This window comes from Pantoea sp. JGM49, assembly GCF_018257655.1.
GTDB lineage: Bacteria > Pseudomonadota > Gammaproteobacteria > Enterobacterales > Enterobacteriaceae > Pantoea > Pantoea communis.
On sequence record NZ_JAERJM010000003.1, the window covers coordinates 171,616 to 186,924 of the forward strand.

Here is a 15,309-nt window from a genome sequence, read left to right on the forward strand (position 1 = left end):
AGGAGCATGAGGGTTAAACCTTGTGCTCTTTTTTTTTGCTTTAAGATTGGTGGGTGGTGAAGGCTGGGTGTTGCTGTGGGCTGGGTGCAGTTGTCGCTGAATGCTCGGTGCAAACGACAGGGAAGGCCAGTCCGATCGCGAAGGATTAACGCATCCCTGCAGATCGGCCGCGCCGTCCATGGCGCGGACGCTTCGCTCTTCGCACTGGCCTGCCCTGTCTTTCAAACTTGATCATCGCTTTTGAGGTGCACACCTCAGCATTCTGACTGTTTGTCATGAAAGGCTATGTCGTACGTTTCTGTTAATACTCTTCTTCCCTGCCCTTCAAACTTCATCATCGCTTTTGTGGCGCACACCTTCGCATTCAGAGCGAATGTAACGTGGCGACTTTCACGCAGTGGTTCACTGGCAAAAAAACATCCTGACGATCACACTGATCTCAGGCTCCCGTGACTTGCGAGGTGAATGATGAGCAGCAGTGATGTGCACCGTCGTCGATTGAAGGCCACGCCGCGCGGTGTGGGTGTGATGTGTGATTTCTATGCGGTTAAGGCGGAAAACGCCACGGTTTCGGATCAGAATGGGCGTGAATACACTGACTTTGCGGCAGGCATTGCGGTGCTGAATACCGGGCATCGTCATCCGAAAGTGATGGCGGCCGTGCAGCAGCAGCTGGATAGCTTTACCCATACCGCGTTTCAGGTTATCCCTTACGAGAATTATATTCATCTCGCTGAGCGGCTTAACCAGCGCGTGCCCATTAGTGGCGAGGTGAAAACCACCTTCTTTTCCAGCGGTGCAGAAGCGGTAGAGAACGCGGTGAAGATTGCCCGCGCGGCGACCGGGCGTCCCGGCATTATTGCGTTCACAGGCGCATTCCACGGGCGCACCCATATGACGATGTCACTGACGGGCAAAGTCGTGCCTTACAAAACCGGCTTTGGGCCGTTTGCCGGTTCGGTATTTCACGCCCAGTATCCTAATGCGCTGCACAACGTGAGCGTGCATCAGGCATTAGAGAGTCTGGAAGCGATTTTCCGCAGTGATATCAGCCCACAGCAGGTGGCGGCGATCATTTTCGAACCCGTGCAGGGCGAAGGCGGTTTTTATATTGCGCCACCAGCGTTTGTATCTGCTTTACGTGCCTTATGCGATCGTCACGGCATTTTGTTAATCGCCGATGAGATTCAGAGCGGTTTTGCACGCACCGGCAAGCTGTTCGCCAGTGAGTATTACGATGTGCAGCCAGATTTGATCACCATGGCAAAAAGTCTGGCGGGCGGGTTTCCGTTATCGGCCGTATCCGGGCGTGCCGAAGTGATGGATGCCCCTGAGCCGGGTGGTTTAGGTGGCACTTATGCGGGCAGCCCGCCCGCGATAGCCGCCGCGCATGCCGTGCTGGATATTATTGATGAAGAACAGCTGTGCGCACGCGCTAATCAATTGGGCGAACAGCTCAGTGCCACTTTGCGGAGTGCAGGATGCACATCCCTTGCTGAGGTGCGCGGTTACGGCTCAATGGTTGCGGCAGAGTTTCAGGATGACGCAGGCCGACCATCAGCAGAAATCACCAAAGCGATTCAGTTACAGGCGCTGGCACAAGGGCTGATTTTACTGACCTGTGGCGTACACAGTAATGTGATCCGTTTTCTTTATCCGCTGACGATTCCGCAGCCACAGTTTGATAAGGCCCTGCAACTGCTCAAAGACATTTTACGTGAGCATTAGAAACAACAAAGGCGCCGTTGGGCGCCTTGTTCGAACGTAGCGGGAATCAGGATTCGCTGCTCTGCTTGCGACGCGCGGCATCGCTGTTGCGGCTCAGCCACAGTGATACGGCTTTGAGCGAGTCGTCGGTGAATTCATCGCAGCGTGCAGTGATCTCTTCTGGCGTCATCCAGAACACTTCATCCACTTCTTCTTCCTGCATGGCGAATGGGCCATGTGACACACAGCTAAACAATCCACCCCAGACGCGGCAGTGCTCATCTTCGAAGTAGAATTTACCATGCTCGGCAAACGGCACTGCGGCGATCCCTAACTCTTCTTCCGCTTCACGGCGTGCAGATTCCAGCATGTCTTCACCACTCTGCACTACGCCACCGGCGGTCGCATCGAGCATACCCGGCATGAAGTCTTTGATTTCAGTACGACGCTGCACCAGAATTTTGCCCATACCATCATGCACCACGATGTAGGTCGCACGATGACGCAAATTCTGCGCACGCATCTGCGCACGGCTGGCCTGCGCAATGACTTCGTTCTCTTCACTAACGATATCAACCCACTCGATACCGCTATCTGCCGTTTGATCCACCATCCGTAACCCTTTTCTGTTTTCGGCGTGCCCAGCACGCGCCTGTTTGCGATGCCTTATTAGAATGAGCGGTAAGGTAAAGCGTTCTTTTCGCCTCCGCAAGGCTCTTCGTGCTTAGCGCGACTTACCCGATTCGGCCAGCCACAATTGCACTGACGCACGTTGCCACTGAAACTCGGCGTAATGCTGCAATTTCACCGGTAACGTGTCGCCATGCAGTGCCAGGCGGTTAATCATCACTGCCAAATCGGTGTCGGCAATCGACCATTCACCAAACAGGTTTTGTTGTCCATCCGGAAGCAGACGCTGAACCGCCGCGATCAATTTGCTTGCCGCCTGCTCGCCTGCCGGGGTTAATGGCGCAAAGCGCTCGCCGGCAAACAGCACTTCCGTCGGACGCTCAGCACGCAGCGCCATTAAATCACTGCGCAACCACGCCTGCACTTCACGCGCGTGCGCACGCTTTTCACGATCGCGTGGATAGAGACGCTCAAATTCAGGGGCCGGAAAACGCTCTTCGAGGTATTCAGCAATCGCTGAAGATTCATTGAGCACCAGATCATCAATCTGCAGCGTAGGTACGCGACACGTCAGCGACAGCGCGCGGTAGTCATCATCAAGCTGAGCGTTTTGCGCTAAGTCCACGCGCTTCAGGGTGAAAGGAATGCCTTTCTCGGTGAGTGCAACGTAGACAGACATGGCGTAAGGGCTGAAAAAGGATGCATCGGACCACAAGGTGATGGATGGATAGTTCATCGGCTGCCTCAATAAGCATCAGGTGTGCTTTCTATTTACCGATTTTTATTTGTTAAGGCAATGGTGTGCTGGTCGGATCTTTGACCTTAAGACCAATACAAACTTTCCCTTTTTCTTCATTAGCGTAAGCGCTGTCACGCTATCCGTGCGCTTCTCTTCTATGATCAGTCTGAGCAGAAAATAAATTACAAGGAGGCTCAGCATGCACCTGCTTATTACCGGTGGCACAGGTTTGATAGGCCGCCATCTGATACCGCGCCTGCTGTTGCTCGGGCATCAGGTGAACGTCGTCACCCGAGATGTCGCGGCGGCACGGGACAAACTGGATCCTCGCGTTTCGCTTTGGTCCGGTATCAATCAGCAAACCGATCTCGACGGTATTGATGGCGTGATTAATCTGGCGGGCGAGCCGATCGCCGATAAACGCTGGACCGAACAACAGAAACAGCGGCTGTGTGAAAGTCGCTGGCAGATCACCGAGCAAATCGTTTCGCTGATCCACGCCAGCAGCAACCCACCGCATTTTTTAATTTCCGGATCCGCGACCGGTTTTTATGGTGATACCGGCGATCTGGTATTAACGGAAGACGATCCCGGTCACGATGAGTTCACTCATGCCCTGTGTGCACGTTGGGAACAGCTGGCACTTAATGCACAGAGCGATCGCACCCGGGTTTGTTTATTACGCACTGGCGTAGTGCTGGCAGAGGAAGGCGGCGCGCTGGCAAAAATGAAGCTACCGTTCAAACTTGGCGTCGGCGGTCCGATTGGCAGTGGGAAGCAGTATCTGCCGTGGATTCACATTGACGATCTGGTTAACGCGATAATCTGGCTGATCGACAATAACGACCTGAGCGGACCGTTCAATATGGTTGCGCCTTATGCGGTGCGCAATGAGCAGTTCGCCGCCACACTCGGCCACGTGATGCATCGACCGGCGTTTATGCGCACCCCAGCCAGCGCGATTAAGTTGATGATGGGAGAATCTGCCGTGCTGGTGCTGGGTGGGCAGCATGTTTTGCCGAAACGGCTGGAGGAGTCGGGTTTTGGCTTCCGCTGGTATGATTTGCAGGAAGCGCTGCAGGATGTGGTCTGATAAACAGACGGCGGCCCTGAGCCGCCGTTTTTCGCTTAGCTGCGTTGTTCCGCTACTCGCGATTTCACCGCCCTCTCTTCACGCGTATGTCCCGGCTGCGGCACGCGAATGATAAAGGTCAGCACCCCCGCAAACACATACAGCGCGGTATAAGCCCATACCACCCCGACGATATCAAAGAACGGCAGCATCACTGAGGCGATAGCCGGAGCCACGAAATTGCTCAGGCCCGCCGACAGGTTGTAGATCGAGACGGCGGCACCTTTATGATGCGGTTCCAGCGTTGGAAATACCGCCGTCATCGGTACAAATGCCGCCACAAAGATCCCCAGCATCACTGCCGGAATCAGCGCCACCCAGAAGTTGTGACCGGCATACAGCGGCAGGTAATAAAACATCAGACTGGAAATCGCCATTCCCAGGCAACCAAACCAGCGCACCTGGCGGATCCAGCCTAGCTTCTCACCGGTGATGCCCCAGAAGATGTTGGTGAAAATGGTAACAAAGAAGAACACCGCCCAGATCTGCAGCCATTCAGAGATAGTGAAGCCGAGACGATCGACAAACAGCAGTGGCATGATGATGGCAAAACCAAACAGCGACAGCGTGTTGATGATGCGAATCAGGCAGGCATAAAACACGTGCTGATTCGTGAACAGGATGGTCACGGCCCGCGACATCTCGGTCATTTTGTCACGCATCGGCAAATTCACACGTGAGCGATCCACCGGCACGTTGCGCAGACTGAAGTACGCCAGAATTCCACCACAGGCCACCCAGATAATCGCCAGCCACAGCGTCCCGGTTTCCCCCAGCATCGGAATGGTCAGGCTTGGCAAATAGCTGCCGACCACGCCGATGCCGACGGAATACATTGCCCAGAACCAGCCGGTAGCTGCTGCCAGTTTCTCACGTGGCAAGACCTGCACCAGCATCATCATGAACGAGTAGATAAACAGCGGATAAGCCAGCCCGCGGATACCGTAGAACAGCACCATCAGCGGATAGTTGCGCAGACCAAGCCCCAGCGACATAAACAGCGCATGCATCACGATCCACAGCACAAAGCCAATCATCATGGCGCGCTGCGGGGTGATCAGCTCAGCCACCACGCCCGACGCCCAGGCCGCCAGCGCCGCCGCTAAACCATAGAAAGTAAACACCACCGCAGATTGCGCAGGTGTAAAGCCCATGTCGGTGATATGGCGCGACAGAAACGCCATTTCAAAGCCATCACCCGCCATGAAAATCGCGATAGCGAGGAAGCCCCAAAACATCTTTTTCGGTAAGCCAAACCAGTATTCGTTCGATTGCATCACCATCACCTTCTATTCGGTAAGCCGTTATGCAGGCAGCAAGCTGCGCACCTGTTGTTGTTGGATGTAGAGTTCGCGGAACAGACGCAGCCGCTTTTGCAGCACCGCACCGCGCGTGGCATCCGGTTGATATCGTGCCTGCACCAGTGGTTTCAGGCAGACCTCTTGCTCATTACCGCCATCGCCCAGCCATGCCAGTCGTGCGGCGCCCAGCGCACCGGATGCGCTGGCCGGATGGGTGACGATGGGCAGTTGCAACACGTCGGCAATCAGCTGTGCCCACAGCGTGCTGCGTGCTCCACCGCCGGTCAGGCTGCATTGCTGAATGTGGTGCTGGGCATCCCCGAGCACCGCCAGCCCATCCGCCAGCCCAAATGCCACACCTTCGATCACCGCATAGCCCAGCAAAGCACGCGGTGTTTCGTGGCGAAGATTGAAGAAAGAACCGGAGGCATCAGGATCGTTATGCGGCGTGCGCTCACCTGACAGGTAAGGCAGGAATATCGGGGCACTCCGCAGTTGTTCATCGCTGAGCTGTGCCATCTCCTCCATCAACTGGCTTTCGCTAACCGACAGCAGATTACACAACCAGCGCAGGCAACTGGCGGCACTCAGCATCACACTCATTTGATGCCAGCGACCCGGTAGCGCATGGCAGAAGGCATGCACGCCGGATTGAGGGTCGGCTTGCAGGCGATCGTTCACAACGAAAATCACACCGGAAGTGCCCAATGAGATAAAAGCATCCCCCGTATTCACTGCACCCACGCCGACCGCCGATGCGGCATTGTCACCGCCACCACCCGCCACCGTAACCGAGGTGGATAGACCCCACTCACTCGCCAGTGCCGATTGCACACGGCCACTCACCGCGCTGCCTTCCACCAGTTCAGGCATCTGCGCGCGCGTCAGTCCGGTGATGGCCAGCAGTTCTTCAGACCAGTCACGCTGTGCCACATCCAGCCATAGCGTACCGGCAGCATCCGAAGGCTCGCTGACAAAGTGCCCGGTAAGACGCCAGCGCAGATAATCTTTCGGCAGCAGGACCTTATCGATGCGGCTGAAGATCTCCGGCTCATGTTCCGCCACCCAGCGCAGTTTCGGCGCGGTGAAGCCGGGCATGATCATGTTGCCGCTGATCGCCATCATCTGCGGATAGCATTTACGCAGCACCTCACACTGTGGCGCACTGCGCGTGTCGTTCCACAAGATGCACGGACGCAAAACCTTGCCATCCGCATCCAGCAGCACGGCCCCGTGCATCTGGCCGGATAAGCCGATGGCACGGATAGCAGCCCACGCATCAGGAGATTGCTGACGCAATGCCGCCAGCACCTCAGTGCAGGCTTGCCACCAGCGTTCGGGATCCTGTTCTGCCCAGTGGGGATGTGGGCGCTGCACAGTGAGCGTGGCATGCTGTGACGCCACAATCTCACCATACGCGTTGATGATCAGCGCTTTAAGCTCTGACGTACCGATATCAATGCCGAGATACATGATTACACCGCCGCCAGTTCTGGCTGTTTCAGCCACTGTTGCAAACTTGCGACACGGTGCGTCACCAGCGCATGAAACGCCTTGTCGTTGGCCAATTCGGCAAACAGCGCGCTATCACTCAGGAAGGCCTTCAGCGGATCGGCACTGGCGAACTGGTTACGCAGCGCATCGGCCTGTAGCGCACCATCCTGATAGGAATACGGCAGATCGTCATTGGCCCAGCGCTGCATAAACAGGAAGAACAGTGCCGGAATCACCGCTGTTGCACTGGGTTGCGCACCGCGCTGGTAGCACTGTTGCAGGGTTGGCGTCACCATGCCGGGAATTTTGGACAGGCCATCAGCGCCCACGCGCTGGTTGGTGTCTTTGATGTATGGGTTGCTAAAGCGGGCCAGCACCACGTCGCGGTAATCGGCTAAATCAAGCGGGCTGGGCGACAGAGAGGGAATGACATCCTGAGTGACGTAGTCGTGCGCCAGTTGATAAATCGCCGGATGACGTGTGCTGTCATCGATATAGTTCAAGCCAATCAGCGTGCCCGCCCAGGCAATCGCGGCATGCGTCGCATTGAGGATGCGGATTTTCGCTTCTTCCCACGGCAGCACCGACTCCACCAGCTCAACGCCGACCTTTTCCAGCGCCGGACGCCCGGCAATAAAGTCATCTTCAATCACCCACTGAATAAAGGACTCTGCCATCACCGCTGCCCCATCCTGTTTGCCGGTTGCGGCTTGCACGCGCTCCGCCACATCCGGCGTAGGGCGCGGTGTGATGCGATCGACCATGGTATTCGGTGAAGTGGTCTGCGTGCGCACCCAATCTGCCAGCGCGGTATCGCCTTTGGCGGCAAGGAAGGCGAGGAATCCCTCACGGAAACGCTCACCGTTGTGGCGCAGGTTGTCACAGTTCAGCAGTGTGACCGGCGCGCCACCTTGTGCAACACGCGCTGTCAGGATGCGGCTGAGTGCGCCATAAATAGTGCGGATGTCGCCACCCAGATCGGCCTTCACGTCTGCCTGATTGAGATCCAATTTAAATTCAGGTGTCAGGTAGTAGCCCGCTTCAGTCACGGTAAAGCCAATTACACGGGTTTGCGGATTGGCCCCCTGCTCAACCAGCGCGCTAATTTCACTGTCCCACGGCAAGATTTTGCGCAGCGAGGTGATGGTTTCGTAATCGCGCTCACCTTCTGGCGTCACGGTTTCCAGCACATATTCGCCATTCTGCGCCGCGAGCTGATTGAGCAACGGCACTGCGTCATTGCGGATATTACCGAGCGCGATGCCCCAGCTTTCATCTCCCTGCTCGCGCAGTTTATGCAGATACCACGCCTGATGTGCCCGATGGAAAGATCCCGCGCCGATGTGCATCCACACTGATTGATTGGTCATAATCGCCTCAATTAAACATTTGCCACAAGACAGGGCATTTGCCCGATGACAGGTAGCATAGTGTGCGTGGCGAGGATCGTTCTGCGAGCCTTATCACAAATAATACATTTGCTCTTTTTTTGGGCTTTTGCTCAGTTAGTGCTTTTCGTAAAACACGCGCTAAGATGTCGCATCAGTTTTGACGGAACAGCGTGATGAGCAGAGAAGAGAAAAAGCAGGAGCTGGCCGCACGTGCCGCGTGGATGTACTACGTTGCAGGCGTCACGCAGCAAGAGATTGCGCAGGCATTGGGATTGTCACGTCAGGTTGCGCAGCGTCTGGTCTCCAGCGCACGCGAGATGGGCATGGTGAGCGTAAAAATCGATCATCCCGTCACCCACTGTTTGCAGCTGGCGCGCGAGGTGCAGGAGAAATTTGGTCTGGATCTGTGCCGCGTGGTGCCATCGGCCAATCTGAATGATGACGCCATTCAACAAATGCTGGCGGTGGAAGGCGCGGCGGTGATGTCACAGTTCATCAATGAGGAAACGCCGCAGGTGTTTGGCATTGGTTCGGGCAAGACTCTACGCTCAATGATCGATGCATTGCCTTGGGTGGATCGTCCGCAGCATCAGTGCGTTTCGATGATTGGGGCGATTGCACGCGATGATTCCGGTACACGCTACGATGTGCCGTTGAAAATGGCCGAAAAGATGCAGGGCAAATATTTCTTCATTCCTGCGCCGCTGTACGCCGACACACCACAGGATAAAGCGATGTGGGTGCAGCATCAGGTGTATCAGCGCGTCACCGATCGCGCATTGCAGGCGGACGTGGCTTTTGTGGGGATTGGGGAAGTGATGCCGGGTTGTCCGTTAAATGCCGAAGGATTTATCACCGATGCACAGGTTGAGGCACTGAATGCACGCGGCGTGGTGGGCGAAATGCTCGGTCACTTTTTCAATCAGCAAGGTGAGCGCGTGTGGGGCGAAACCGATGAGCTACTGACCAGCGTATTGCTGGAGAGCCAGACACAGCGCAAGATTATTGGTTTTTCCGGCAGCGAGCGGAAGTATCCGGCGATTCGGGCTGCATTGCAGGGCGGCTGGGTATCGGGACTGGTAACCGATGAAGATACGGCGCTGAGGTTACTGCGAGAGTGAGTTTTCAGCGCCTGCTCAGGAATCGGGGGCAGATCGTAAAGACGGCATAAACCATCCCTGGGCCTCAGCCCGCGCCATCCCTGGCGCGGGATGCTTTACTCCTCTGCCCCCGCTTCCATCGCCTTAACCATCGTGCAAAATTTACTTCAGCGATCCCGACAGGAACTGCTGCAAACGTGGGCTTTTCGGGTTGCCGAAAAGCTCATCTGGCGAGCCCTGCTCTTCAATCTTGCCCTGATGCAGGAAAATCACGTGATTGGAAACATGACGAGCAAACTCCATCTCATGCGTCACCACCACCATGGTTTTACCCTCTTCAGCCAGTTTCTGCATGATGCGCAGCACTTCGCCGACTAACTCGGGATCGAGCGCAGAAGTCGGTTCATCAAATAACAGCACTTCCGGCTCCATCGCCAGGGCGCGGGCAATGGACACACGCTGCTGCTGACCGCCCGAAAGATGCACCGGATATTTAGCACGCGCACGCTCATCAATGCCGACTTTATCCAGATATTTAATCGCACGCTCACGCGCTTCGGCTTTGCTCAGCCCCAGCACCTGGATTGGCGCTTCGGTGACGTTATCCAGCACCGTCATATGGCTCCACAAATTAAAGTGCTGGAACACCATGGTCAGACGAGTGCGCAGTGAACGCAGCTGCTCTTTGTTGGACACTTTCAGCTGTCCATCGGTATCGCGCACCAGATTGATTTGCTCGTTGTTAACCGAAATGGTGCCTTCGCTCGGCTTTTCGAGGAAGTTAATGCAGCGTAAGAAGGTACTTTTCCCGGAACCGGACGAGCCAATAATGCTGATCACATCGCCGGCGTTCGCCTGCAGTGATACGCCTTTCAAAACTTCATGTTCACCGTAACGCTTGTGCAGTTCGGTAACGCTTAATTTGTTGTCAGCCATAGTGATACTCAATGCGATGAAGAAGGTTTCACGTGCGCCAGGAAGCGGCGTTCCGCCTTGCGGAACAGGCTAATCAGCACGTAAGAGATAATCAGATACAGCACCGCAGCGATGCCAAACGCGGTAAACGGCTGGTAGGTCGCCGAGTTAATATCACGCGCGATTTTCAACAGATCTGGCACCGTGGCAGTAAATGCCAGCGCGGTGGAGTGCAGCATTAGGATCACTTCATTACTGTAGGCTGGCAGCGCGGTACGCAGCGCCGACGGTAGTATGATGCAGCGATACATTTTAAACGGGGAGAAACCGTAAGCGCGTGCCGCTTCAATTTCGCCATGGGGAACCGCGCGAATGGCCCCGGCAAAAATTTCGGTGGTGTAAGCGCAGGTGTTCAGCGTAAAGGCCAGCAGCGTACAGTTCAGGCCGCTGCGGAAGAAGGCATTCAGCAGCTCCGATCCTTTCACCACTTCCAGCGTATACATGCCGGAATAGAACACCAGCAGCTGGACATACAGCGGCGTACCACGGAAGACATAGGTGAACAGCCAGACGGGCGTTGAGATATAACGATTTGGCGATACACGCGCAATCGCCAGCAACACCGCCATACAACCACCGATCACCACGGAAAGAATCAACAACCACAACGTAATGGCGACGCCGGTAAAACGGTAACCATCTGTCCAGAGCAGCTGTTTCCAATACTCCTGAATAATATCGATCATAGCTCTGCCCTTTTCACACCCACCGTGTAGCGGCGTTCAAGCCACCACAGCACGCCGTTCGACAGCGTGGTAAACACCAGATAAATCACCCCCGCGACGATCGCGAAGTAGAACGGCTGCCAGGTACTTTTACCCGCCAGCTGCGTGGCTTTCACCACGTCTTCCAGCCCCAGCAGCGACACCAGCGCTGTGGCTTTGAGAATCACCTGCCAGTTATTGCCAATACCTGGTAACGCAAAACGCATCATCGCCGGGAACAAAATACGACGGAAAGTTTGCGAACCGGTGAAACCGAAAGCGGTAGCCGCTTCAATCTGCCCTTTTGGCACAGCGAGGAAAGCACCCCGGAAGGTTTCAGTGAAATAGGCACCATAGATGAAGCCAAGTGTGATGATACCGGCCACCATCGGATCGATATCAAACTGCGCCATGCCCAGCGCATCAGTGACCGTATTGAGAGCGATTTGCAGACCGTAGAAGATCAGCAACATCAAAACCAGATCAGGTACACCGCGGATTAAGGTTGTGTAGCCTTCAGCAATCATCACCAGCAGGCGACTGCGAGAGAGTTTGGCGCCAGCGCCCATTAAGCCAAGCACTAAGGCAAGCACCACGGAGCTGAGTGCCAGCTCAAGGGTCACCAGGGTGCCTTTTAGGATTACTTCAGAATAGCCATACAGCATGGGTTCGATCCTGTCGTGAGGGAAAATAACAAACGCTGCCCAACTAACGGACAGTCCTGACCAGGATTTGAATCACAGGGTAGATGGCGGCAAGCGTATGAACCCCGGGAGTTTACATAAGTAAGCGCCCGGAGTGAATAGTTATGACCAACCCTGCTGCAAATCAATCATCAAGGTCAGAAAACAGGACAATTAATCGCCGTACACGTTGAAATCAAAGTACTTCTTCGCAATCTTGTCGTAGGTGCCATCTTTACGCATGGCATCGAACGCTTTGTCGATGGCTGCTTTCAGATCGGCATCGTCTTTGCGCAAGCCCATACCAGTACCGACACCAAAGATTTTGTCATCTTTAACCGCTGGACCGGCAAACGCATAGTTTTTGCCCACTGGCTGTTTTAGGAAGCCCTCGCTCGCCTGCACTTCATCCTGGAAAGCCGCATCGATACGACCTGCATCCAGATCCTGATACACCAGATCCTGGTTGGCGTATGGCGTTACAGTGACACCCTTAGGACGCCAGTTTTCGTTGGCGTAGGTTTCCTGAGTGGTGCCCTGCAGCAAACCAATGTTTTTACCTTTCAGCGATTCGATGGTCGGTTGCAGGCTGGAACCTTTCTTCGCCACTAAACGCGCATTGGCGGCGTAAAGTTTTTCAGAGAAGGCGATCTCTTCCTGACGTTTCTCGGTGATGGAGAGAGAAGAGATGATAGCGTCGATCTTCTTCGCTTTCAGCGACGGGATCAGTGCATCAAAATCACTTTCCACATAAGTACATTTGGTCTCGATACGCTTACAGATTTCGTTCGCCAGATCGATGTCAAAGCCGACTAACTGGCCTTGTGCATTCTTGGATTCAAACGGCGGGTATGTCGGGTCAGTCCCGATGCGCAGCGTTTTTGGTACCGCAGCGAACACGCTCGCAGCGCTGGACATGGCCAGCATCAGGGAAAGAGCCAGAACTCGCTTTTTCATAGGTAACCCTCAAGTGAAGTGCTTATTGTTATATGGTCGTGATGTGTGTTTGCGCTGAATGATTTGCAGGTTTCATGCCAGTTATGCAAAACGGCGAAAGCGTGCTCAGGCGCACTAAATACCGCGCCCTTCAGGGGCGCAAGCACTTAGTTTGTGAGGGAAATATAACAGCGACGTGAGGAAGAAAAAGCGACATTGTTAACTTTTGGTGCACAAGATGCACGAAGAGTGATCGGGCACGCGAAATTGCACACAGTTAGTGCAAAATTGCACCATTATGCGCCATGCCAACGGGTAAACAGGTCTTGCGGCAGCTCAATATCGAATTGATCAATGACGCGATTGACAGTTTGATCGACCAGATCTTCAATTTTTTGTGGGCGGTGATAAAAAGCGGGCACCGGCGGCATGATCAGTGCGCCTAATTCCGCGGCCGTGGTCATCATGCGTAAATGCCCAAGATGCAGCGGCGTTTCGCGCACGCACAGGACCAGTTTACGCTGCTCCTTCAGCACCACATCGGCGGCGCGCGTCAGCAAACTATCACTGTAGCTGTGCACGATGCCGGAAAGGGTTTTCATTGAACAGGGTAAAATCACCATGCCAAGTGTCTTGAAGGAACCTGATGAGATGCTGGCAGCGATATCACGTACGTCATGCACCACATCAGCCAGTGCTTGCACATCACGCAGGCTGTAATCCGTTTCCAGCGATAACGTCTGACGCGCAGCCGGACTGATCACCAAATGGGTTTCCACATCGGCCAAAGGTTGCAGCACTTGCAACAATCGCACGCCGTATATCGCGCCACTGGCGCCGGAAATACCAATGATCAGTCGTTTCATTATTCAGCCCTGCCCGTTCAGATTGCGGCAATGATAGCCGCTCACTGAGCAAAAATACAAAAACAAACAGGGCGGAGTCTCCCCCGCCCTGTTAAAGATGAGCACCATGAGGCGGTTAGCCTTCGTTATGCAGCTCCAGACCTTCCACTTCGTTCTGACGCTGAATCGCTTTCGCATCGTCATTACGCAGTGACTGCAAATACTCGAGGTACTGCTGGTCGACATCTTTGGTGACGTAAACGCCGTTGAATACCGAGCACTCAAACTGTGCGATATCCGGGTTCTCTTCACGTACTGCTTCGATCAGATCATCGAGGTCCTGGAAGATCAGCGCATCGGCTTTGATCAGCTGACGAATTTCTTCCACTTCACGACCATGTGCGATCAGTTCGGTAGCGCTCGGCATATCGATACCGTAGACGTTCGGGAAACGAATTTCCGGCGCGGCAGACGCCAGGTAAACACGTTTTGCACCGGCTTCGCGCGCCATTTCAATGATCTGCTCAGACGTGGTGCCACGCACGATGGAGTCGTCAACCAGTAGCACGTTCTTATCACGGAACTCAGCACGGTTGGCGTTCAGTTTGCGGCGAATCGCGCTACGACGCATATGCTGGCCTGGCATGATAAAGGTGCGGCCCACATAGCGGTTTTTCACGAAGCCCTGACGATATGGCTTGTCGAGAATACGGGCGATTTCCAGCGCGGCATCCGTGGAGGTTTCCGGGATAGGAATCACCACATCGATATCCAGATCTTCCCATTCGCGGGCAATTTTCTGACCGAGTTTGGTGCCCATACGCACACGTGCGCTGTAGACCGACACCTTATCAAGGAAGGAGTCTGGACGCGCAAAGTAGACGTATTCGAACAGGCAAGGGTTGGTTTTGGGATTCTCAGCACACTGGCGCGTGGAGAGTTGTCCCTGCTCGGTGATGTACACCGCTTCACCAGGCGCCACATCGCGGATGAACTCGAAGCCTAAAGTATCCAGTGCCACGCTTTCTGACGCCACCATATATTCGGTGCGACCATCAGCAATCACGCGTTTACCCAGCACTAATGGGCGAATCCCGTTTGGATCGCGGAACGCAACTAAGCCATGGCCAATAATCATCGAAACCACTGCGTAAGCGCCGCGCACCTGTTGGTGCACTGCCGCTACCGCAGCAAAAATGTTGTCAGCTTCCAGCGGGTCATGCTGGAAACGGTCGAGCTCCTGCGCAAAGATGTTCAGCAGGATTTCAGAATCAGAGGTGGTGTTAACGTGACGGCGACCCACTTCGAACAGATGCTTACGCAGTTCGTGCGCGTTGGTCAGGTTGCCGTTGTGCGCCAGCGTGATGCCATACGGGGAGTTTACGTAGAAAGGCTGCGCTTCAGAAGCGCTGGAACTGCCCGCGGTTGGATAGCGAACATGGCCAATCCCGATATTACCCTGCAAACGCTGCATGTGGCGTGCTTCGAAGACATCGCTCACCAGGCCATTCGCTTTACGCAGACGGAAGCAGTTAAGCGCATCGATGGTACAAATGCCGGCGGCATCTTGCCCGCGGTGCTGCAGCACCGTTAACGCGTCATAGATCGACTGGTTTACTGGCATAAAACCGGTGATACCAACAATACCGCACATGTTGTCATTTCCTCATTG

At 54.8% G+C, this 15,309-nt stretch carries 14 protein-coding genes; 3 read left to right on the forward strand and 11 right to left on the reverse strand.

Annotation, left to right across the window (positions count from 1 at the left end; genetic code table 11):
* The first annotated feature begins 468 nt into the window (after nt 1-468).
* Nucleotides 469-1,728, forward strand: coding sequence for a 4-aminobutyrate--2-oxoglutarate transaminase (locus JK231_RS06800; RefSeq protein WP_211728250.1), 1,260 nt, complete (start codon nt 469-471; stop codon nt 1,726-1,728).
* Nucleotides 1,729-1,774: 46 nt separating this feature from the next.
* On the opposite strand, the gene yfcD is transcribed toward JK231_RS06800, so the two are convergent.
* Together yfcD and yfcF are read right to left on the reverse strand one after the other, a co-directional pair.
* Nucleotides 1,775-2,320: an NUDIX hydrolase YfcD gene (yfcD, locus tag JK231_RS06805; RefSeq protein WP_034825091.1), complete on the reverse strand. Its 546-nt coding sequence runs from the start codon at nt 2,318-2,320 to the stop codon at nt 1,775-1,777.
* 111 nt (nt 2,321-2,431) lie between these two features.
* Nucleotides 2,432-3,073: a glutathione transferase gene (gene yfcF, locus JK231_RS06810; protein WP_038645717.1), complete on the reverse strand. Its 642-nt coding sequence runs from the start codon at nt 3,071-3,073 to the stop codon at nt 2,432-2,434.
* A gap of 202 nt (nt 3,074-3,275) precedes the next feature.
* Here yfcF and JK231_RS06815 point away from each other — a divergent pair, with 202 nt between their 5' ends.
* Nucleotides 3,276-4,169 carry a TIGR01777 family oxidoreductase gene (locus tag JK231_RS06815; RefSeq protein WP_097116574.1) on the forward strand — a complete coding sequence of 298 codons (894 nt, stop codon included), beginning with the start codon at nt 3,276-3,278 and terminating at the stop codon, nt 4,167-4,169.
* A 35-nt stretch (nt 4,170-4,204) separates the two neighbouring features.
* Here the strand turns inward: JK231_RS06815 and JK231_RS06820 are convergent, their stop codons facing one another.
* From JK231_RS06820 to dalD, 3 genes are read right to left on the reverse strand one after another with little or no spacing between them, the layout of a single operon-like run.
* On the reverse strand, nt 4,205-5,485 hold the full coding sequence (locus tag JK231_RS06820; RefSeq protein WP_038645712.1) for an MFS transporter: 1,281 nt from the start codon (nt 5,483-5,485) through the stop codon (nt 4,205-4,207).
* Nucleotides 5,486-5,512: 27 nt separating this feature from the next.
* Nucleotides 5,513-6,982, reverse strand: a complete 1,470-nt coding sequence (gene xylB, locus JK231_RS06825; protein WP_160833455.1) for a xylulokinase — start codon at nt 6,980-6,982, stop codon at nt 5,513-5,515.
* 2 nt (nt 6,983-6,984) lie between these two features.
* Complete coding sequence (dalD, locus tag JK231_RS06830; protein WP_211728251.1) at nt 6,985-8,373, reverse strand: D-arabinitol 4-dehydrogenase; 1,389 nt, start codon at nt 8,371-8,373, stop codon at nt 6,985-6,987.
* Between the two features lie 194 nt (nt 8,374-8,567).
* Here dalD and JK231_RS06835 point away from each other — a divergent pair, with 194 nt between their 5' ends.
* Entirely contained in the window at nt 8,568-9,515 is a 948-nt protein-coding gene (locus tag JK231_RS06835; protein WP_160833453.1) for a sugar-binding transcriptional regulator, read from the forward strand.
* 141 nt (nt 9,516-9,656) lie between these two features.
* On the opposite strand, the gene hisP is transcribed toward JK231_RS06835, so the two are convergent.
* From hisP to purF, 6 genes are all read right to left on the reverse strand, one after another.
* Nucleotides 9,657-10,430: a histidine ABC transporter ATP-binding protein HisP gene (hisP, locus tag JK231_RS06840; RefSeq protein ID WP_038645703.1), complete on the reverse strand. Its 774-nt coding sequence runs from the start codon at nt 10,428-10,430 to the stop codon at nt 9,657-9,659.
* A gap of 8 nt (nt 10,431-10,438) precedes the next feature.
* Nucleotides 10,439-11,155: an ABC transporter permease gene (locus tag JK231_RS06845; RefSeq protein ID WP_034825106.1), complete on the reverse strand. Its 717-nt coding sequence runs from the start codon at nt 11,153-11,155 to the stop codon at nt 10,439-10,441.
* Nucleotides 11,152-11,838, reverse strand: a complete 687-nt coding sequence (locus tag JK231_RS06850; RefSeq protein ID WP_038645701.1) for a histidine ABC transporter permease HisQ — start codon at nt 11,836-11,838, stop codon at nt 11,152-11,154. Before JK231_RS06850 ends, JK231_RS06845 begins: the two co-directional genes overlap by 4 nt.
* A gap of 192 nt (nt 11,839-12,030) precedes the next feature.
* Nucleotides 12,031-12,813, reverse strand: coding sequence for a lysine/arginine/ornithine ABC transporter substrate-binding protein ArgT (gene argT / locus JK231_RS06855; RefSeq protein WP_034825110.1), 783 nt, complete (start codon nt 12,811-12,813; stop codon nt 12,031-12,033).
* Nucleotides 12,814-13,088: 275 nt separating this feature from the next.
* Nucleotides 13,089-13,658 carry a UbiX family flavin prenyltransferase gene (locus tag JK231_RS06860; RefSeq protein WP_038645698.1) on the reverse strand — a complete coding sequence of 190 codons (570 nt, stop codon included), beginning with the start codon at nt 13,656-13,658 and terminating at the stop codon, nt 13,089-13,091.
* Between the two features lie 115 nt (nt 13,659-13,773).
* A complete protein-coding gene (purF, locus tag JK231_RS06865; protein ID WP_034825114.1) occupies nt 13,774-15,291 on the reverse strand; it encodes an amidophosphoribosyltransferase in 1,518 nt (505 codons plus the stop codon).
* Nucleotides 15,292-15,309 lie beyond the last annotated feature (18 nt).

What these genes read in the sequence shown, in the direction of transcription:
- yfcD (WP_034825091.1), bottom strand. Translation starts at nt 2,320, where the DNA reads ATGGTGGATCAAACGGCAGATAGCGGTATCGAGTGGGTTGATATCGTT.
- xylB (WP_160833455.1), bottom strand. Translation starts at nt 6,982, where the DNA reads ATGTATCTCGGCATTGATATCGGTACGTCAGAGCTTAAAGCGCTGATC.
- JK231_RS06820 (WP_038645712.1), bottom strand. Translation starts at nt 5,485, where the DNA reads ATGCAATCGAACGAATACTGGTTTGGCTTACCGAAAAAGATGTTTTGG.
- argT (WP_034825110.1), bottom strand. Translation starts at nt 12,813, where the DNA reads ATGAAAAAGCGAGTTCTGGCTCTTTCCCTGATGCTGGCCATGTCCAGC.
- yfcF (WP_038645717.1), bottom strand. Translation starts at nt 3,073, where the DNA reads ATGAACTATCCATCCATCACCTTGTGGTCCGATGCATCCTTTTTCAGC.
- JK231_RS06850 (WP_038645701.1), bottom strand. Translation starts at nt 11,838, where the DNA reads ATGCTGTATGGCTATTCTGAAGTAATCCTAAAAGGCACCCTGGTGACC.
- JK231_RS06835 (WP_160833453.1), top strand. Translation starts at nt 8,568, where the DNA reads ATGAGCAGAGAAGAGAAAAAGCAGGAGCTGGCCGCACGTGCCGCGTGG.
- JK231_RS06845 (WP_034825106.1), bottom strand. Translation starts at nt 11,155, where the DNA reads ATGATCGATATTATTCAGGAGTATTGGAAACAGCTGCTCTGGACAGAT.
- JK231_RS06860 (WP_038645698.1), bottom strand. Translation starts at nt 13,658, where the DNA reads ATGAAACGACTGATCATTGGTATTTCCGGCGCCAGTGGCGCGATATAC.
- JK231_RS06800 (WP_211728250.1), top strand. Translation starts at nt 469, where the DNA reads ATGAGCAGCAGTGATGTGCACCGTCGTCGATTGAAGGCCACGCCGCGC.
- purF (WP_034825114.1), bottom strand. Translation starts at nt 15,291, where the DNA reads ATGTGCGGTATTGTTGGTATCACCGGTTTTATGCCAGTAAACCAGTCG.
- dalD (WP_211728251.1), bottom strand. Translation starts at nt 8,373, where the DNA reads ATGACCAATCAATCAGTGTGGATGCACATCGGCGCGGGATCTTTCCAT.
- JK231_RS06815 (WP_097116574.1), top strand. Translation starts at nt 3,276, where the DNA reads ATGCACCTGCTTATTACCGGTGGCACAGGTTTGATAGGCCGCCATCTG.
- hisP (WP_038645703.1), bottom strand. Translation starts at nt 10,430, where the DNA reads ATGGCTGACAACAAATTAAGCGTTACCGAACTGCACAAGCGTTACGGT.